Origin of the sequence: Halomonas sp. SIMBA_159 (assembly GCF_046536035.1) — a bacterium.
Taxonomy (GTDB): domain Bacteria; phylum Pseudomonadota; class Gammaproteobacteria; order Pseudomonadales; family Halomonadaceae; genus Vreelandella; species Vreelandella venusta_A.
Genome location: NZ_JAWJBT010000007.1, coordinates 58168 through 78060, shown reverse-complemented (window position 1 = coordinate 78060; position 19893 = coordinate 58168). Strand labels below are relative to the sequence as shown.

Annotated in this window: 13 protein-coding genes; 4 read left to right on the top strand and 9 right to left on the bottom strand. The window is 55.1% G+C overall.

All coding sequences use genetic code 11. The annotated features are described in order from the left end of the window. Window positions 1-2 precede the first annotated feature (2 nt). From R0J87_RS06235 to R0J87_RS06220, 4 genes are all read right to left on the bottom strand, one after another. Window positions 3-824: a Na(+)-translocating NADH-quinone reductase subunit C gene (locus R0J87_RS06235; RefSeq protein WP_404466081.1), complete on the bottom strand. Its 822-nt coding sequence runs from the start codon at window positions 822-824 to the stop codon at window positions 3-5. Further along, the gene (locus tag R0J87_RS06230) at window positions 824-2050 is read right to left on the bottom strand and encodes an NADH:ubiquinone reductase (Na(+)-transporting) subunit B (protein ID WP_498885052.1); all 1227 of its coding nucleotides are present in this window, start codon (window positions 2048-2050) and stop codon (window positions 824-826) included. The genes R0J87_RS06235 and R0J87_RS06230 overlap by 1 nt, the downstream gene beginning before the upstream one ends. After that, a complete protein-coding gene (locus R0J87_RS06225; protein ID WP_498885051.1) occupies window positions 2050-3399 on the bottom strand; it encodes a Na(+)-translocating NADH-quinone reductase subunit A in 1350 nt (449 codons plus the stop codon). The genes R0J87_RS06230 and R0J87_RS06225 overlap by 1 nt, the downstream gene beginning before the upstream one ends. Before the next feature lie 310 nt (window positions 3400-3709). Next, entirely contained in the window at window positions 3710-5173 is a 1464-nt protein-coding gene (locus tag R0J87_RS06220) for a glyceraldehyde-3-phosphate dehydrogenase (RefSeq protein WP_404345520.1), read from the bottom strand. A gap of 243 nt (window positions 5174-5416) precedes the next feature. On the opposite strand from R0J87_RS06220, the gene mfd reads away from it, so the two are divergent. Both mfd and R0J87_RS06210 read left to right on the top strand, forming a co-directional pair. Then, entirely contained in the window at window positions 5417-8866 is a 3450-nt protein-coding gene (gene mfd, locus R0J87_RS06215; protein WP_498885101.1) for a transcription-repair coupling factor, read from the top strand. A gap of 127 nt (window positions 8867-8993) precedes the next feature. Then, entirely contained in the window at window positions 8994-10133 is a 1140-nt protein-coding gene (locus R0J87_RS06210; protein WP_498885049.1) for a L,D-transpeptidase family protein, read from the top strand. A gap of 100 nt (window positions 10134-10233) precedes the next feature. Here the strand turns inward: R0J87_RS06210 and R0J87_RS06205 are convergent, their stop codons facing one another. From R0J87_RS06205 to R0J87_RS06185, 5 genes are all read right to left on the bottom strand, one after another. After that, window positions 10234-10497, bottom strand: coding sequence for an Lpp/OprI family alanine-zipper lipoprotein (locus tag R0J87_RS06205; protein WP_188640280.1), 264 nt, complete (start codon window positions 10495-10497; stop codon window positions 10234-10236). A 224-nt stretch (window positions 10498-10721) separates the two neighbouring features. Beyond that, the gene (locus R0J87_RS06200; protein ID WP_498885047.1) at window positions 10722-11354 is read right to left on the bottom strand and encodes a L,D-transpeptidase family protein; all 633 of its coding nucleotides are present in this window, start codon (window positions 11352-11354) and stop codon (window positions 10722-10724) included. A gap of 154 nt (window positions 11355-11508) precedes the next feature. Continuing rightward, on the bottom strand, window positions 11509-11970 hold the full coding sequence (locus tag R0J87_RS06195; protein ID WP_404345517.1) for a DUF6586 family protein: 462 nt from the start codon (window positions 11968-11970) through the stop codon (window positions 11509-11511). Then, window positions 11967-14594, bottom strand: coding sequence for a type I DNA topoisomerase (gene topA / locus R0J87_RS06190; RefSeq protein WP_498885045.1), 2628 nt, complete (start codon window positions 14592-14594; stop codon window positions 11967-11969). The genes R0J87_RS06195 and topA overlap by 4 nt, the downstream gene beginning before the upstream one ends. Window positions 14595-14917: 323 nt before the next feature. Further along, window positions 14918-17332: a DUF3141 domain-containing protein gene (locus R0J87_RS06185; protein WP_498885043.1), complete on the bottom strand. Its 2415-nt coding sequence runs from the start codon at window positions 17330-17332 to the stop codon at window positions 14918-14920. Window positions 17333-17638: 306 nt separating this feature from the next. Between R0J87_RS06185 and R0J87_RS06180 the strand changes: the two genes are divergently transcribed. Next, window positions 17639-18637, top strand: coding sequence for a LysR family transcriptional regulator (locus tag R0J87_RS06180; RefSeq protein WP_404345514.1), 999 nt, complete (start codon window positions 17639-17641; stop codon window positions 18635-18637). A gap of 180 nt (window positions 18638-18817) precedes the next feature. Then, on the top strand, window positions 18818-19873 hold the full coding sequence (lipA, locus tag R0J87_RS06175; protein ID WP_498885041.1) for a lipoyl synthase: 1056 nt from the start codon (window positions 18818-18820) through the stop codon (window positions 19871-19873). Window positions 19874-19893: the final 20 nt, after the last annotated feature.

Genomic DNA, 19893 nt, shown 5'->3' with positions numbered 1-19893 from the left:
GATCAGGCCCCCTCAACGTCGTCGAAGTCAGTCTCGGTGTCTTCGGCGTCTGATGGCTCGGTACCGCTGCGGAATTTAGCGAGGTAAGAAGCAAAGCCCTCTTCACTCAGCCAGAACTGCAGCATATTGGTCACGCCGTTACTGGTCAGCGTGGCACCGGAGAGCGCATCGACTTCGTGCTCGTTACTCGCGCCGCCTTTGGTCAGGTGGATTTCAGGAGAGAGGTCGCCCTCTTCACTGTAAATCTCTTTACCTTCCCACTGTGCTTGCCAGCGCGGGTTGTTTACTTCGGCACCTAGACCCGGCGTTTCCGCGTGATCGTAGTAGGTGATACTGACGATGGTGTTGCCGTCGCCTTCAACCGAAAGGAAGCCCATCATGCGGCCCCACAGGCCTTGACCACGAATCGGCAATACAATCTGGTCAGGATTTTCAGCGTCGCCCACGAGGTAAACGGTCGCAAAGTTTTCTACCTGAGACAGACCCGCGATATCACGGTCGCCAGACAGCGTGCGGCCAGTTGCCGGGTCACGCGCTGCCTCAAAACCATCATAGGTGTCGGGGTCGAACTGGTCGGAGTACTCTCCGGTTTCCAGCTCAACAACACGGGCAGTAATCTGGGTGCTGAACGCGTCTTCCACATCCATACCCGGCTCGTATAAACGCGCCACGTTGAGGATGTTGGTTTTACGGTCAAGCTCCTGATTGAGCTGCTGCGCTGGGCGCAGTGCCACGGCCGCCGTCGAAACGATGACCGAACACACGATACACAGCGAGAAAGCGACAATCAGAACTTTCTTGATGGAGTTGTTACCTTGTGCCATTAGGCTGTCTCCTCGGCCGGTACGCCAGTACGCTTGAGACGGCGCTTAACATTGGCCTGGACGAAGTAATGATCGATCAGCGGTGCAAACAGGTTGGCGAACAGAATCGCCAGCATGATGCCTTCCGGGAATGCCGGGTTCACCACACGAATCAGTACCGTCATCACACCAATCAGCGCACCAAACACCAGGCGGCCTTGGTTGGTCATGGCAGAAGACACGGGGTCAGTCGCCATAAATACCATACCAAAGGCAAACCCACCGATGACGAGGTGCCAGTACCAGGGCATCGCGAACATGGCGTTGGTTTCAGAGCCGATCAGGTTGAACAACGTGCTGGTGATCACCATGCCCAGGAACACGCCCAGCATGATTCTCCAGTTGGCAATCTTGGTCCACAGCAACACCGCAGCACCAATTAAGATGGCCAGGGTTGACACTTCACCAACAGAACCCGGTACGAAGCCAAGGAAGGCATCCCACCAGCTGAAGGTGTTTGTCAGCGCAGACATGCCGTCTTGGAACGCCAGTGACAGTGCGGTCGCACCGGTGTAGCCATCCGCAGCAACCCATACCGCATCACCGGAGATTTGCGCCGGATAGGCAAAGTACAGGAACGCACGGCCAGTCAGAGCGGGGTTCAGGAAGTTTTTACCCGTACCGCCGAAGATCTCTTTACCGATCACCACACCAAAGGTGATACCGAGCGCTACCTGCCACAGCGGAATGGTCGCTGGCAGAATCAACGCGAACAGTACTGAAGTGACGAAGAAGCCTTCGTTGACTTCGTGGCCGCGCTTGATGGCGAACATCACTTCCCAGAAACCACCCACAACGAAGGTCACGAGGTAGATAGGCAGGAAGTAGGTGGCGCCGAGCACAAAGTTTGCCCAGAGGCTGCTGGGATCATGGCCACCCGCGAGGGTCATCATGATGGCTTCACGCCAGCCATTCATGGAGGCGTAGCCTGCATCAATGGCGGTGTTCGCCTGCCAGCCTGCGTTCCACATACCGAAGAACATGGCCGGGAAAGTACACATCCACACGGTGATCATGATGCGCTTTAGATCAATGCCATCACGAACGTGAGAGGTGGTTTTAGCAACGCTGGGGGGAGAGTAGAAAATGGTATCTACCGCTTCGTAAAGCGGGTAGAACTTCTCGTACTTGCCACCTTTATGGAAGTGCGGCTCGAGATTATCGAGTGTTTGTCGAATACCCATCATCAGGCCTCTTTCTCGATCATGGTGAGATTGTCACGCAGGATGGGGCCGTACTCATATTTGCCAGGGCAAACATAGGTACACAGCGCCAGATCCTCTTCGTCCAGCTCAAGACACCCAAGCTGCATGGCAACCTCAATGTCGCCCACAATCAGCGAACGCAGCAGCTGTGTTGGCATTACATCCAACGGCATGATGCGTTCGTAATTACCCACCGGCACCATGGCTCGCTCAGAACCATTGGTTGACGTTGTCGGTGCGTAGTTGCTCAGGCCTTTAAATTTGGAAAGATAAATGCCCATGACGGAGTGGCGGTTCGCTCCGGGGGACAACCATCCCATAAAGGTGCGCTTGTTACCCTCTTCCAGCAAACTGATTTGGTTATGGAAACGTCCCAAATATGTCAGTTTGCCTTCAGCAGCAGCACCAGAAAATACCGAGCCGGAAATCACGCGGGTGTCATCAGGTTTGATGACTTCACCTGCCAAGAGTTCCTGAGTACTGGCACCCACACGGGTACGCAGAATGCGCGGTTTTTCAGCACGCGGGCCACCTACCGCAATGATACGGTTTACGTCCAGCTTACCTTCTACGAACAGCTTGCCGAAGGCAATCACGTCCTGATAACCGATGTGCCACACTTTCTTGTGCAGCGCCACGGGCGAGAGGTAGTGAATGTGTGTGCCTACCAAGCCAGCCGGATGCGGCCCAGCAAAGCTTTCGGTTTTTACGCCGCTAAAATCACTGCCCGGAATCGAGGCGTTAGCACCCGTGCACAGAAAAACGTTGCCCTCGGTCAGGCGGGTTAGCACCTTGAGGCCGTCTTCAAATGCTTGGGCATTTTCGTTGATGATAAAACCAGGGTCAGCGCTTAATGGATGCGTATCCACAGCGGTGACAAAGATATCGGCAGGAACGCTATCGATAGCTGGCGTGCGTGAGAAAGGACGGGTGCGCAAAGCAGTCCAGAGTCCTGACTCAACAAGCTGATCAACAACGAGTTGACGATCAAGCTGTCCTAAAGCACCACGATCATGAGAAGCAAATGTCATCGCTTCTTCATTTTCATCGACTTTAATAACCACAGACAGCAAACGACGTTTTTCGCCACGGTTAATAGCGACTACTTCACCACCGGCGGGCGCGGTAAAACGCACGCCATCAATTTTCTTGTCGGTGAAGAGCAGCTGGCCTAGTTTGACCTTGTCCCCTTCCTGAACTTCCATCGTTGGCTTCATGCCAACGTAGTCAGTGCCCAGGATTGCCACGTGACGCACAGGCTGCGCATCTTCAATACGCTGCTCGGGCGCTCCCGTGATGGGGAGATCCAGGCCTTTTTTGACTTCGATCATAGTCTCGCCCAGTTGATGGATCGGATATACGAAGGTAAGGGGTTCGAATGCTTATTTTCTGCTCAGCGAATTATTATTTTCTGCTCAGATTGTTACCAGTCAGGCCCAAGCAAGCTTGAACCACCCCGAAAAATCTATCGTATTATAAAGACAAGCGCGGCCAATGACCACATCCCTGACGGCCTCCAAAAGTGCTATATCACCAGCTAGGCTATTTGTTTCTGGTACAAAAAACGCCACCCGAAGGTGGCGTTGATGCCCAGTCATGCTGTTAAGGCCCTACATTAGCCTCTTGCAGGCATATAAGGGATTAGTGCGACTGGTGGGGCAGCTTCAAGAATTCCACATTAGACATATGTTGCAGAATACGAATAACTTGGCAGCTGTAGCCAAATTCGTTGTCGTACCACATATAAACCACGGCATGGTTGCCGTTAGCAATCGTCGCTTTGGCATCCACGATGCCCGCATGGCGGTTGCCGACGAAATCAGAAGAGACGACTTCCGCCGAATCGACAAAATCGATCTGCTTTTGATAGGCCGAATCAATGGACATACGACGCAGGTAGTCATTGAGCGCGGCTGCATCCGTGCCCTTCTCTAGCGTCAGGTTCAAAATCGCCATGGAAACGTTAGGTGTCGGTACGCGAATGGCGTTACCGGTCAGCTTACCTTCCAGCTCAGGCAGCGCTTTAGCAACGGCTTTTGCGGCACCTGTTTCGGTCAACACCATGTTCAGCGCAGCGCTACGACCACGACGATCACCTTTGTGGAAGTTATCAATCAGGTTTTGGTCGTTGGTATAGGCATGAACCGTTTCCACATGACCTGTCACAACGCCGTACTCATCGTTGAGCACTTTCAGCACCGGCACAATGGCATTAGTGGTACACGAGGCCGCTGATACGATGCGGTCATTATCACCAATGGTTTCGTGGTTAATGCCGAAGACGATATTTTTAATATCGCCTTTACCTGGCGCTGTGAGCAGCGCTTTTGCCACCCCTTTACACTCAAGATGCTGGCCAAGGCCGGCTTCATCGCGCCAAATACCGGTGTTGTCGACGACCACCGCGTTATGAATATCGTAAACGGTGTAATCAATCTCGCTGGGGGAATCAGCGTAAATCACCTGCACAACGTTGCCATTAATGGTCAGCGTGCTCGCATCAGCATCGACGCTAATGGTGCCGTCAAACGGGCCATGCACGGAGTCGCGACGCAGCAAGCTGGCGCGCTTCTCAAGGTCTTTCGCTACATCACCACGGCCACGCACTACAATGGCGCGCAGGCGCAACAGATTACCGCCCCCCGCCTTCTCGATCATTACACGTGCCAGCAAGCGCCCAATACGGCCAAAGCCGTACAGTACGACGTCTTGAGGTTCGCCTTTGCTACCCCCCGGCTGAAAACCGTCAACAATATCGCTTAACTCTTGGCGCAAAAAGGCATTCAGATCACCGCCGCCCTGGCGCTTAAAGTTAACGGCGAGCTTACCCACGTCGACATGCGCAGGCCCCAGGTTCATCTCACTCATCGCTTTAACGATGGGGTATGTATCCTCGACCGATAGCTCCGTACCTTCAATTTTGCGCACGAAACGGTGATCTTTAAGGATACGAATGACCGACCGCTTGATCAGAGAACGTCCGAACATAGTGGCAACAACGTTATTCTGGCGATAAAGCTGACCCACCAACGGGATCATTTGCTCAGCCAGAGTTTCATTGTGCTGCCATTCCTGGAAAACGTTTTCGAGAGCTTGCTGACTCACGTGCGGCCTCATTGGGTAATGAACGGGGAAATCAGAGGCATTATCCGGGGCTTATTAGAGGGCCGCAATGCATGGATAGTCGCACAACATGTAGGGGTATTACAGAAAATGGGGATTGACTACAAACTGTAATAATGCAGCCCAACGCTCACGCAAAGCCCGCTTAGGCCGAAAGGCTCTGCGTGAAAGGGCTGATCGTGTATCATCCAGGTTCCGTTTCAGCGCAAAACGATACCTTTTATGATGCCTTCTTTCTCTCTGCTCGAACCGCCTCAGCCGCAAGGGATTCGCGACACGCTCTATTTGCAAGCGCCGCCGGGCAGTGCGACGGCCCTGGCGCTCGCACAAGCAGCGTCAAGCGCGCCGCTACTGGTGATCACCCCCAACACTGCCAGCGCCCAGCGCTTAGAGCAGGACCTGGCTTTTTATAGCAGCGTGCCTGTGCTTCCCTTCCCCGACTGGGAAACGCTGCCTTACGATAGCTTCTCGCCTCACCAGGATATTATTTCAGCGCGCCTAAGAACCCTGCGCCAGCTCCAAGACGGCGTGCGCGGCATAGTCTTAGTGCCTATCAACACGCTGATGCAGCGCTTGCCACCGGTGTCATACATTGCAGGCCGCGTGATGACGCTTAATGCAGGCGCAACGCTTGACCGGGAAACGTTCCGCGAGTCCCTCTCGCGGGCGGGGTATCGTGCGGTGGAGACCGTTTACGAGCCGGGTGAGTATGCGATGCGCGGCGCGATTATTGACCTCTTTGCCATGGGCATGGATGAGCCAATCCGCATTGATTTGTTTGATGATGAAATCGACACCCTGCGCCACTTCGACCCTGGCAGCCAGCGCTCTACCGACAAAGTCGACACCATTGAGCTGCTGCCTGCCCATGAGTATTCGCTCAGCCGCAGTGCTATTGCCTGCTTTCGTGAGCAGTTTGAAACCCTGTTTGATGTCGACCCACGCCAGTGCCCGCTGTATAACGATGCGCTGAAAGCGATTCCCTCACCGGGGCTAGAACAGTATTTGCCGCTCTTTTTCGAGGAAACCGCCTCGCTGTTTGAGCATCTCACCGAAGACACTCGCATCGCCTTGCTCCCAGACGTTTTCCATGCGGCTGAGCAGCACTGGCAGTCGATTGAATCGCGCTATGAGAATTTAGGTGTTGACCCGACGCGGCCGCTACTACCACCTCACCGGGCGTTCTTCCCGGTCAACGAGGTATTTTCGGCTATTAAGGCACGGCCTCGCCTTGAGTTCACCGATGACGACAGCCAGCGCCATGCGCTTGCCCCTCTGGCACAAGCACTCCCCTCTCTGGCCATTAATGCGCGCGCCAAACAGCCGCTGAACGAGCTAAAGAGCTTTCTAGACAGCCACACCAAGACTCGCGTGCTGTTCGTGGCTGAATCGCGCGGGCGCAGAGAAGCGTTAGAAGAAGTACTGTCGCCGCTTAAACTCACGCTCCCCCACTGCGATAGCTTCCAAGCGTTTTTAGCCGGCAAAGAGCGCATCGCCATCACCGAAAGCCTAGTGGGCAGCGGCTTATGGCTCACCGAGCCGGACGTGGCGGTGATCAGCGAAACCGAGCTATTCGGCGATGTAGTCCGTCAAAGTCGTCGGCGCGAAAAAGCCACCGACGATAACGAGCTGGCAGTACGTCATCTTTCCGAGCTAAGAGAAGGCGCGCCAGTGGTTCACCAAGCCCACGGCGTCGGCCGCTACCTGGGGCTGGAAACGCTAGAGGCTGGCGGCCAGGCCAATGAGTTTTTGGCTCTCTCTTACGCTGACGGGGCCAAGCTTTATGTACCGGTAGACAGCCTGCATCTTATTTCACGCTATAGCGGTGCCGACGATGAGCTAGCTCCGCTGCATAAGCTAGGTTCAGACCAGTGGGAAAAAGCCCGCCGCAAAGCCGCAGAGAAGATTCGTGACACCGCCGCTGAGCTATTGGACATCTACGCCCGTCGAGAAGCACAAGAGGGAGTGGTGTACGAAACGCCTGGGGAGGAGTATGTCCGCTTTGCATCAAGCTTCCCGTTTGAGGAAACTCCCGACCAGCAGGCCGCCATTGAGGCCGTCATTGGCGACATGGTATCGCCCCAGCCAATGGATCGCGTGGTGTGCGGCGATGTCGGCTTTGGTAAAACCGAAGTCGCCATGCGCGCTGCCTTCTTGGCGGTACAATCCGGCAGGCAGGTTGTGGTGCTGGTACCCACCACGCTGCTAGCGCGCCAGCACTTTGAAAACTTCCGTGACCGCTTTGCCGACACCGCCGTGAATATCAGTTTGATCTCGCGCTTTACCGGCGGCAAAGAGATGACCCAGACCCTGGAGGGCATCAAGAGCGGCCAAACCGATATTGTTATCGGCACCCATAAGCTGCTCTCAAAAAGCGTCGAGCTGCCCAAAATGGGGCTACTGATTATCGATGAGGAGCACCGCTTCGGTGTGGCTCAAAAGGAGAAGCTGAAAACCCTGCGGGCGGAAATCGACATTCTCACGCTCACCGCCACGCCTATTCCGCGTACGCTGAATATGGCCATGAGCGGTATCCGTGACCTTTCCATCATCGCTACGCCGCCCGCACGACGCCTATCGGTCAAAACCTTCGTACAGCAGCGCGACAACAGCGTGATTAAAGAAGCGCTGCTCCGGGAGATTTTACGCGGTGGCCAGGTGTACTTCCTGCACAACGAAGTTAAAACCATTGAAAACGCCGCCGAGCAAATTCGCGAGCTAGTACCAGAAGCCCGCGTAGCAGTTGCCCATGGCCAGCTCCCAGAGCGCAGCCTTGAGCGCGTGATGTCGGATTTCTATCACCGCCGATTTAACGTGCTGGTTTGCTCAACGATTATTGAAACGGGGATTGACGTCCCCAGCGCCAACACCATTCTCATTGAACGCGCGGATAAGTTTGGCCTGGCCCAACTGCACCAGCTGCGCGGCCGCGTAGGGCGAAGCCACCACCAAGCCTATGCTTACCTGTTAACGCCAACGCCCAAAGCGATGACGCGCGACGCCGTCAAGCGGCTTGAGGCTATCAGCGCATCAGACGACCTTGGCGCAGGTTTTACCCTAGCAAGTCACGATATGGAAATTCGTGGCGCCGGGGAGCTGCTTGGCGACGAGCAGAGCGGCCAGATGGAAACCATTGGCTACACCCTTTATATGGAAATGCTGGACCGCGCGGTGAAAGCGATACGGGCAGGCAAAACCCCAAACATCGACGCCCCCTTCAACACCGGCGTTGAAATCAGCCTAAATCTGCCCGCACTGATCCCCGATGACTATATTCACGATGTGCAGCAGCGCTTAGTGATGTATAAACGCATCGCCAACACACAGTCTGATGCTGAATTGAAAGAGCTGCAGGTCGAGCTGATTGACCGCTTTGGCCTGCTACCGCAGCCGCTGAAAAACCTGATACGCCAAACCAAGCTACGTCATAGAGCAGAACAGCTCGGCGTGGCACGAATGGAAGCAGGCGAGCAACGCGGTCGCGTGATCTTTGATAGCACTACTCTGGTGGACCCGCTGACACTGGTCACCCTGATTCAAAAATCTCCACAGCACTACCGTTTAGACGGTTCCGACACCTTACGATTTGAATTTCCAATGGAAACGGTCGAACAGCGTTTTGAAAAGATTGAAACACTGTTAACGACCCTTAATCAAAAAGTAGCGGCGGCGTGAACCTTGGGGCAAACTTGCTACTAGGCAGCACATACTGGGCAGCACTCGCCGGGTCAGACAACACCGGTAACGTATGGCTGCCAGTAACCATGCTTACCAGCAGTGCATACATTGATTAGGATCGACCATGAACATTCGTAAGAACATTACCCTTTGGGGACCTACCAGCCTAGCAGTTCTGCTGGCAGCAAGCCTTGTGGGCCCAGTCTATGCACAGCCATCGGCCGACACCGAGCAGGCCGAAACCGCCGTTACCTTAACGGATGACGCCACCGCAAGTGCAGAACAGGTTGCCGACACGCGTGAACTGCCACGTGGCCACTTCCGCCTACCAGAACACGGCGACATTATTGGTGAGTACTACACCATCACCGTCGACAACCCTGAAGAAACGCTCATCGACATCGCTCGTCGCCATAATATTGGCTACGAAGAGATCCGCATGGCCAACCCCGATGTCAGCCTATGGGTACCCGGCGAAGGCACAGAAGTTGTGATTCCCGCACGCTATATTCTGCCGCCCGCCCCCCGTGAAGGCGTTGTCGTCAACCTTTCCGAGCTGCGCCTCTACTACTACCCCGCCGACAACCCGGGCATCGTTGAAACCTACCCGGTCAGCGTTGGTCGTGAAGAGTTTGCCACCCCGGTGGGCATTACTCGCACCACGGTAAAAGTGAAGGACCCTGCCTGGGCACCGCCAGCGTCCATGCGTCGTGAAGCAGCGGCACGTGGCGAGCCAGCACCAGCGATTGTTCCGCCAGGGCCAGATAACCCGCTGGGACGCCACGCGATCTTGCTGGCAATGCCTAGCTACCTGATTCACGGCACCAATCGCCCTGACGGCGTAGGCATGCGTGTCAGCCGCGGCTGTATTCGTATGTACCCGGAAGATATTGAATCGTTGTACGATCGCCTGCCTAGCGGTACTCAGGTCAACCTAATGGACGCGCCCTTTAAAGCAGGCTGGGCTGCCGATGGCACGCTGTTCGTGCAGTCTTATCCGCAGCTAGAAGAGAACGTCGGTGACTTCGAGCCGCTGCTGAATGCGATTGAGCGGGTTGCTGAGCTTGCAGAAGATCAAGCAGAAGTGGACTACGAACAGGTCAAGCGTGCCGTTGAAGCACCAGACGGTCGTTTTGTAGCCCTGTACGGCCCGCAGGCTCCAGCACCTGAGCCCGAACCAGAGCCGCAGCCTACCCAGCAGCTAGAGGGCATTCTGGAAGGCGTTGAGCTTTCCACTACGGTACGCGTTGAAGGCGACGCCTAACCGATACAAATGTCAGGCAATAAAAAACCCCGCCAAAGCGGGGTTTTTCACATCTACAGCGACCATCGAGAACTTAGAGAACTCGTTGGCCCAAGCAGAATTACTTCTGCATGGAACGCTGGAACATGCGGTTCATTTCTTCACGGTTCTGCTCAGACATCTGCAGGGCAGCTTGCGCGTCGCGCTGAGCTTGGTTTGCAGTGTTCAGAGCTTGTGAAGCCATGCTGCGTGCTTCTGCGGCATCAGCCTGTGCAGATTCAGCAGTCATGCGAACTTCTTCCAGAGCGCTGGTAGAAGCACAACCAGCCAGGATTGCCAGAGAAGCGGCAGCAGCGGTCATCTTCAGAGCAGTTTTAAAAGTCATAATGTTCTCCTTGAGTCTTCCTTGGGTACTACGTTAAGGGTACGACAAAAAATAAGGCTAAAGCGTTAGCTTAAGTTTGTCTACCTGCGATGCAGGTTCGTTACAGCGACTTGTACCAGGGTTACGTACCAAGGCACGCAAGTCAAACGCTGTTTTATAATAGACCACAGCGCTTGTCTATAGCCACATGCTCAAAACCTAGAACTTCCTTCAACTACACAAGCCTAGCGGATCACTACGCGAGTGCCAACATCTACTAATGCGGCCACGCGTTCAATTTCTTCATTGGTCACTGCCACGCACCCTTGGGTCCAGTGGTAGCTACCGTGAATATCTGGATCACCGCCGCCGAGCCCGTGAAGACCTATGGCTCCACCCAATGCAGTATTTTGCGGTGGCGAACCGTAACGACGATAGTGATCAAAGTAAGCTTCGTAATCCGCTTGGGAATAGATGCCTGCTTCGAGCGCCATGCGCGCGTGAGGTGGCGTAGGATAATCGATACCAATGAAGATATGCCACTGGCTTTCGTAATTAAATCGATTAATCCTAAATTCACCCAGTGGCGTGACGTTATCACCGCGTACTCGCTGGGTCTTGGCACCACCTCGCCCTAATGAAATCGGCGCAAACCTTTCCAACAACTCATTGCCACGAAATACGCTTAACGTGGCCTCTTTATCATCGATCAGCACCCACAACTCGCTGCTGTGACGCGGCACATGCGCCCGTGAAAGCAGCGTAGCAACAAGATCTGGCGGTGCATAATTCTCAGCCATGCTGGTGGTCGCGGCGCTGGCCGCAGCAGGCCAACCCAGCGCCATCGCTAAAAATCGGCGGCGGTTCACAGGCATCATTATTGCTCTCAAAAAACGGCACAGCGCAGCTGACCGACAATACGTGAATGACGGCTTTATACCCTATTCAAACGGTCATTGTCAGCGCCTGTGCTTACCAATTTGCGTTAAACACAGCCGATACCTGTTAACGCTTCATCTTGCCGACAGCCGCCTACCACTCTTGGCTTGTCTCGCGCAGCGAAGCGATATCACGCTTAGCCGCCTGCAAGTTGTCTAGTAGCTGCTCGGCTAACGATAACTGGCTACCTACTGCAATCATGGCGGGATTTTGCACGCTACGACGCGCCGCCCCCTCATCACTGTGCAGCTTGTCTAGCTGCCCTACAAGCCAATGAAGCCAGCTTTCGGGCTGGTGCATCGCATCCCGCAGGCGCTGAAGCTCGGCCACATCCGGGCCGTCACTGGCAAGCAGCGCTCGCCAGTCATGGTTCGTCAACCGGGCGTGCTCGGTCACCTCTTTGAGCAGCGAACCCAGAGCTAATTCGAACAGAGAAAGCGCGCTCTCCTCAATCGCCATCTGCCTAGCGGGGCTGTGCTCATCCTCGCCTACCGGCAGGCCTACTAGGAGCTCGGCCTGATACAGCAGTTGATTGGTACGCGAACGAGGGCTCACTTGCGTTTATCCTCCACGTGCCATTTACCGCCTTCAAAGGTTGCTTTCCAGCCGGTCGCTTTGCCTTCTTCATCGGTCATCACGTACTGCTCTTTATTTTTCCGCGAGTAACGAATCTGCGCTGGGCGGCCATCTGGGTCTTCACTGGGCGCCTTGAGAATAAAGTGATATTTCTCGGGCAGCTCATCGGCATGCGCTTTCAACTCTTTGACCAACGGCGGCCTGGTTTCCCGATTTTTGGGGAATTTGCTGGCCGCGAGGAACAAGCCACTGGCACCATCTCGCAGTACGTAGTGATCTTCCACCTTTTGGCAGGCAAGTTCGGGCATCGGGATGGGGTCCATCTTAGGTGGCGCCACTTCGCCACTGCGCAGCAGCTTACGGGTGTTTTTACACTCGCTGTTGGTGCAGCCAAAGTATTTACCAAAGCGCCCGGATTTGAGCTGCATCTCTGAGCCGCACTTATCGCACTCAATGACCGGGCCATCGTAGCCTTTAATCTTAAACTTGCCGCTCTCAATCTCGTAACCATCACAATCGGGGCTGTTACCACAGATGTGCAGCTTACGGGTTTCATCAATCAGATAATTATCCATTGCGGTGCCGCATTTCGAGCAGCGACGCTTGGCACGCAGTGCGTTGGTTTCCGCTTCTTCACCCGCGTCTTCCGCCACAGCCTCTTCACCGGGAATAAGGTCAATGGTGGTTTTACAACGCTCTTTAGGCGGCAAGTTGTACCCGCTGCAGCCTAAGAACACACCGGTAGAGGCGGTTCGAATTTGCATTTTGCGGCCACAGCTGGGGCAGTCGATGTCGGTAGGCACTGGCTGGTTAGGCCGCATGCCCTCTTCGCTCTCTGCCTTCATCAGTTCCATACGGAACTCTTCATAGAAAGCGTCTAGCAGCGACTGCCAGTTGCGCTCTCCCTCTGCTACTTCATCAAGGCTATCTTCCATACGTGCAGTAAAGGAGTAGTCCATCAAATCAGCAAAGGACTCTTTTAAGCGCTCGGTGACGATATCGCCCAATTTTTCCGCATAGAAGCGACGGCTCTCCAGCTTTACATAGCCGCGGTCTTGAATGGTGGAGATGATCGATGCATAAGTAGAAGGACGACCAATGCCCTGCTTCTCCAGCTCCTTGACCAAACTGGCTTCGGTGTAGCGAGCAGGCGGCTTGGTGAAGTGCTGCTGAGGGTCGAGTCTTTCGAGCCCCATGGCCGTGCCTTTGGGCAGGTCCGGCAAGCTTTGATCTTCGTTTTTGCCCGATGGCTTCATCACTCGGGTATAACCGTCAAACTTCAGCACGCGCCCTTTAGCGCGCAAATCGTAGCCATCCACCTCTACACTCAACGTGCTGGAGAGGTATTCAGCAGGTGTCATCTGACAGGCAACAAATTGGCGCCAAATAAGCTCGTAGAGGCGTTCTGCATCGCGCTCCATACCAGCAAGGTCGGTAGCCTTACGCTCGACGCTAGAGGGCCGGATAGCTTCGTGTGCTTCTTGGGCGCTCTCTTTACTGCTGTAGCGATTGGGGGCTTCTGGCAAATAGCGTTCGCCGTACTCATCACCAATAAACGAACGGACACTCTCCACCGCGTCTTTAGACAGATTGGTCGAGTCGGTACGCATATAGGTGATATAGCCTGCCTCATAGAGACGCTGGGCCATGGTCATGGTTTTCTTGACCGAGAACCCTAACCGACCACTGGCTGCCTGCTGCAGCGTTGAGGTAATGAACGGCGCCGTAGGCTTGGAGCTGGTGGGCTTATCTTCCCGCCCAGTAATCGAGAGCTTGGCTTTACGCAGCTGGGCAATGCGCTCCGTCGTCTCTTTTTCAGAGGTGGGACGAAACGGCTTGCCGTCCTGACGGGCCAGCGCAAAACGCACCAGCTCACCGTCTGGAGAGACGAGATCTGCATGCACGTCCCAAAACTCTTCAGGAATGAAAGCTCGAATCTCGCGTTCCCGCTCGACAATCAAACGCACCGCCACCGATTGCACACGCCCGGCAGACAGCCCCCGCGCGACCTTGGCCCACAGCAGCGGCGACAGCATAAAGCCCACTACGCGATCTAAAAAGCGGCGCGCCTGCTGCGCTTCAACGCGAGGAATATTCAACACGCCGGGCGCTTTAAACGCATCTTGAATGGCGTTTTTGGTAATTTCGTTAAACACCACGCGCTTATAGCGGCTGTCATCGCCACCAATGGTTTCGCGCAGGTGCCAAGCGATGGCTTCCCCTTCGCGGTCCAAATCCGTTGCGAGGTAAACGGCGTCAGCCTTTTCAGCGAGCTTCTTTAGTTCAGCAACGACTTTTTCTTTGCCCGGAAGGACTTCATAGCGCGCTTCCCAGGCGTTATCAGGGTCAATCCCCATCCGCCGAATTAACTGGTCGTGGGCCTTACGCTTTTTGTACTCTGCCTTCTCTTCCGCCGACATCTTACGCGTTGCCGCGGCTTGGCGAGCGCGCTCCTTTGGGTCGGAGGCTGCCTTACCTGAGCCGCTGGTCGGCAGGTCACGGATATGACCCACGCTCGACTTGACGATGAAATCGTTGCCGAGATACTTATTAATCGTCTTCGCTTTCGCGGGCGATTCGACGATGACCAGTGACTTGCCCATAGTGCTCCACTTTCTTATTGCCCAGGCGCTATCGCCCATGCTCTGAATACGTTGCCGCCTGAAAGATTACTTGGCGACCATGAGAAAAATGCGCCTACCCTACCCCAGCCCTAGATGAAGCGCCAGTAGCAACCCTAACAAGGAAAGCATGGCCAACGCTGCCAGTCGCTGGTAAGCAACACCTAATGGTGAGAGATGCATGTTTTTGCAAGGGAGTAGCTAGACACTAGACTGCCGCTTGGCACTCGGCAACCCAAATAGAGGCTTCGCAATAAAAACGCCCCCACCGTTAGGTGGGGGCGTAGTTGGCTCAGCTGATCGATTTAGCGCTTACGAGGCGTGCTTCGACGCTGCCCAGCAGAGCGATTAACCGGCTTTTTCTTGGGCGCTTCACTGGCTGTTTGCGGGGCTTTTTCAGCGCTGACTTCCGATGCGCTTGTGCTCACCGGGGCGTTCTCTTCCACCTTAGCAGCCGGTGTCACCGCAACGGCGGCAGGCTTAGATGCCGCTGCGGGTGCCGGTGCTGATAACGCCTTTGGGCGAGCCTTATCAAACAGCGCTTTCACTTGGTTGAAGCGTTCAGCGGCATGCGCCGATAGCTCGCCACTGGCGGCAAACACATGCTCAAGGTGGCTAAGATAGCCGTCGATCTCGTCGCTGGTTTTACCCTTCAACAGCGTGGGCAGCGAGTTCAGCGCCTGTTCGCGGTCAAGTTTGAGTATAAAGAACTGCTCACGCACCAGCCGCTTAAACTCGCTCAGTGAAGTGCCGGGCTCAAGCTCTGCACGCGATGCACGCAGGCGCTTGAAGTTACGTTCATCGGTGGCGGGCGCGCCACCCAACACGTAAATCACCGAGCGCATCACCGCTTCATGATGGCCACCCTGAGCAATTTTGTGACGCAGCTCATTTTGGCGGTTTTCAATAAAGCGGCGGTGTTCAGGCTCCGCACCAGGGCGGCGGCGATGCACGTGCGCGTCGCCATACAGTCCAACCGCTGCCTGGAGCACCGGCTGGCCATACACATCCATAAACAGGCGTTCCGTCGAGCTATCGCGCAGGTCGCGCCATGCATCCAGACTTGCCACAATTTGGTCTGACGCCATGCCTTCTAACGCTTTGAACATGTTGTCCTGCTCAAGCGGCTTGCGATGGCGACGTACATAGTCAGCCATGACCGGCAGCGGCACGGTGAGCGGATTACGGTCAGACATCAGCTTGTAGCCAAGACGAATGGGGTGCATACGCCGAATCCAGCGGGCCGCTTCTGGCGTCATCGTGGCCTGCAGCCATGGCTGCACGTAAAGACGATATAGCCCCAAATTGATTTCAGAAACGCGGGCTACCGTGGCAAAGCGGCGATCGTCTTCAGGCTTATGCATGACGTCGCGATCCAGCTCTTCAAAGTTGCGCGGCGTAAACTCAAGCAGGTAGTCACGCTCAATCAACTCGGCATCGGGGTGCTCGTTGGCATGGGAAATCGTGGTTTCGTAAAGCCCAGGCGGCATAACATCGATATAGTCCATGTTGGCCGTAAATTCTGAGTGCTCTTTACGCGACACGCTGCCAGATACGAAAATCCCTAAATGGCCGGTCGTATCGTGCTGGCAATAGATAATCGTTTGCTCATTGGCAACGATATCCTCTTCGCCTTCGTACAGATCACGAATCCAGCCCAGCGCCTGAGGCGGCGGGGTAATATCGTCACCACGGGAGCAGAACACTACAACGGGCGAGCGGACGTTACGCAGGTCAATACGCCGGCCATCGCGGGTAACGAGCTGCGCCGTGGAAAGGCGGTTGCCGACAAATAGGTTATCGACAATGTACTGAATCTCTTCCCCGCCTAGCACCACATGGCCACCCCACCAGCGCTCAAACTCTAGATAGCGCTTGGTTTCGGTATCCACATTGGCATAGAGGTGATACTGCTTTTTCCAGTAGGTATTGGCCGGGTTAAGGCGTTCAAAGTTTTGGACTAGCCAGGCACCATCAAACAGGCCGTTACCGATATCGGTGGTTAGCGCAGTGACCCAGCTTCCCCCTGTCATGCCTCCGGTGTAGCGCATGGGGGCTTTACCATGCTCCCCCGCCCAGTAAGAAAGCGGCGCGCCTGCGATCAAAATCGGGCCAAAGACGTCAGGCTCAAGGGCAGCGGCCATCATGATTTGCCAACCTGCTTGGCAATTACCCACCACCATCGGCTTTTCAGTGGTTTCCGGATGCAGCGCAATCACATGGCGCAGGAAAGCGACTTCAGCTTCTACCACGTCCTCAACGGTTTGACCCGGTTCAGGGAAAGGGAGAAAGCCAATAAAGTAGCAAGGATGGCCTGCTTTTAAAGCTACCCCAAGCTCGCTATCCGGCTTGAAACCGCCAATACCGGGGCCATGCCCCGCTCGCGGGTCGACCACGACAAAAGGACGTTTTTGAGGATCAATCTGGGTATTTTTAGGCGGCAATACGCGCAACAGTTCGTAGTTAGTAGGGCTCGGCAAGGTGCGCCCATCTACCAGCACTTCTGTTTCAAAACCCAGCACGTTGGGCTTGGTTTGCTCCATATGCTCAAGGTACTGATTACCACGCTCACGCATGACATCCCAATAAAGAACGTTGCGCTCTACGCTATCGCGCCAGTAATTCACGGCGGCACGCCCGAACCCAAAGGGGTCCATCATGCTTGCGAGAGCGTCACCGCCAGGCATAGACGCCAGCAGAGGGTTTGCAAGGTAATTCATAGAGTCTCCCGTTGGGTTGGTGCGTGGCACCAAGCCCGAAGCAATGATGCTGCAATGCAATATAGTTTAGGCCACTCCTTGCCCAACGTCGATGGTTACCACCCTCTTTTCCAACAGAGGCCTCATTTATAACGAGGCGTTTGGCTTACCCACCGCCCGTCTTTGTTTATATACCTGTTTATATACCGCTAAGCTTTCAAGGCGATAGCCCTAAATCAGTGATAGCATTTCCTCTCTAATGCTCAACCTTGTACAACAGGCGGGTTACTGCGCCTAATGACCGAGGACGTTTACCCTGAGGTGGTTATGTCATCCCCTACGCTGCTCAACCGCTTAACCTTTCGCCAGCTACAGGTATTTCAGGCGGTACACCGCCAGCGCTCTTATTCACGAGCCGCGGAGCAGCTAGGCCTGACACAGCCAGCGGTGAGTGCGCAAATTCGCCAGCTTGAGCAGGCACTGGGGCAACCACTATTCAAATATGCAGGCAAAACCTTACATGCCCTGCCCGCCGCCGACACCCTGGCGCTCTCAACGCGGGAAATCTTTGGTCAGCTCTCGCGGCTGCAAATGAACCTTTCTGATATTAACGGCAAAATCAGCGGTAAGTTGAGCATCGCCGCCGTCTCGTCAGCCCAGTACGTGGTGCCGTACCTGCTGGCCAAATTTCGCGCTCGCTATCCTGATGTGCAGCTACGTTTAAAAGTGTGTAACCGCAGCCAAGCGCTTGAGCGGCTATCGGAGCAGCAGGATGACGTGGTGATCATGGCCATGGTGCCGGAAGACGATGGTTTAGTGGTGATGCCGATTCTTGAAAATGAGCTGGTGGCAGTAGTGTGGCCAGAGCATCCGCTGCTGAGCATGGCCAGCCCAACGCTGGCTGATTTTGCGCGCCATTTTGTACTCATGCGCGAACCAGGCTCTGGCGTGCGTAGCGCCTTTGAGCAGCTTTCCATCGACCAGGAAGTCGGCCTGCCTCACCGCATTGAACTGGGCACCAATGAAGCCATTAAACAGGGCGTCATGGCCCACCTAGGTGTTGCTGTTTTGCCTCGCTTGGCCGTCCAGCGTGAGTTAGAGCAGGGCTTGCTGGCCACGCTGGCGTTGCCAAACTTCCCCATTCGCCGCGCTTGGTGCACGGTTTACCGTCGCGACCACTTTCCAACGCCAGTGGCGGAGCTTTTTTTGCGCTTTATCCGTGAACATCTAGGCGAGTTTCAGCGCCATTTTCAAGCGCCAGGAAGTCCGCTTCCCAGCCATGGCGTATCGTGTTTGCCAGCCCTCTCTTTAGAACACGACCACTAGCGGTTCACGGTGTCTTGTTGAAGGCCAAATATGTTACATTATTTACAACCTATGTATCAGTTAGCGTTACTCAGGGCATGGTAGACCTTCGCGTCGCGGCAGCATCAGGCAGGAGTATTTTGCAGGGTGTGTCGCTTGATTGTTTCGTTTGCCAGCCGCACAGTAGAGAGGCTCTCTCCTATGAGCAACACCCCTTCCAAGCGCGTGCCTAGCGGCGAAAAATTCCGTAATGAACATGGCATGTCAGTGATCAAAGACGGCATGAAGCAGCGCAAAGCGCAAGCGGATGCCCCTCCACTTGATCGCAAACCCAAATGGCTGCGTGCGCAAATTCCTGGCGGCGAGCGTTTTGAAGCCGTTAAGAAAAACGTAGCTACCCACCGACTCAGCACCGTATGCGCTGAATCTCACTGTCCTAATATGGGTGAGTGCTGGAGCAACGGCACCGCCACGATTATGTTGATGGGGTCCGTGTGTACTCGCGCCTGCCGCTTCTGCGCTGTCGATACCGGCAATCCGAAAGGCTGGCTGGATCACGAAGAGCCAGAAAACACCGCCAAATCTGTTGAGCTAATGGGCCTGCGCTATATCGTACTGACCTCGGTCGACCGAGATGACCTCGATGATGGCGGCGCCACCCATTACGCTAACTGCATTCGCGCCATCAAAGCCCGCACGCCTGAGGTCGTGGTGGAAGCACTCACGCCTGATTTTGACGGCGATAAAGCCGCCATTGAGCGGGTTGTCGATTCAGGGCTTCAAGTTTTTGCCCAGAACGTAGAAACCGTTGAGCGCTTGACCGGCAAAGTGCGCGACCCCCGGGCGGGTTACCGTAAGACGCTGGATGTGCTGGCCCACGCCAAGCAGTATCGCCCTGACATCATCACCAAAACCAGCCTGATGCTGGGATTGGGTGAAACCGACGAAGAGATCCTGCAGACCTTTGATGACCTGCGCGAGATTGGCGTAGACATCGTGACGTTAGGCCAGTACCTGCGCCCCACCAAAAACCATTTGGCGGTTGAGCGCTGGGTAAGCCCAGAAGAGTTTGATCGCTATCGCGTGCTGGGCCTTGAAAAAGGCTTTATGGAAGTGCCATCCGGCCCGCTGGTTCGCTCTAGCTACCGAGCAGACCGCGTCTTTGAGAAAAACAACCTTGGGTTGGCTGCCCCCGCTGCCATTCCAGGCCAAGAAGAGCCTGACGCCAACCGTATTCCCGCGTTTAACGTCGGTTAGTCCAGCCTGTTGCCTGCATG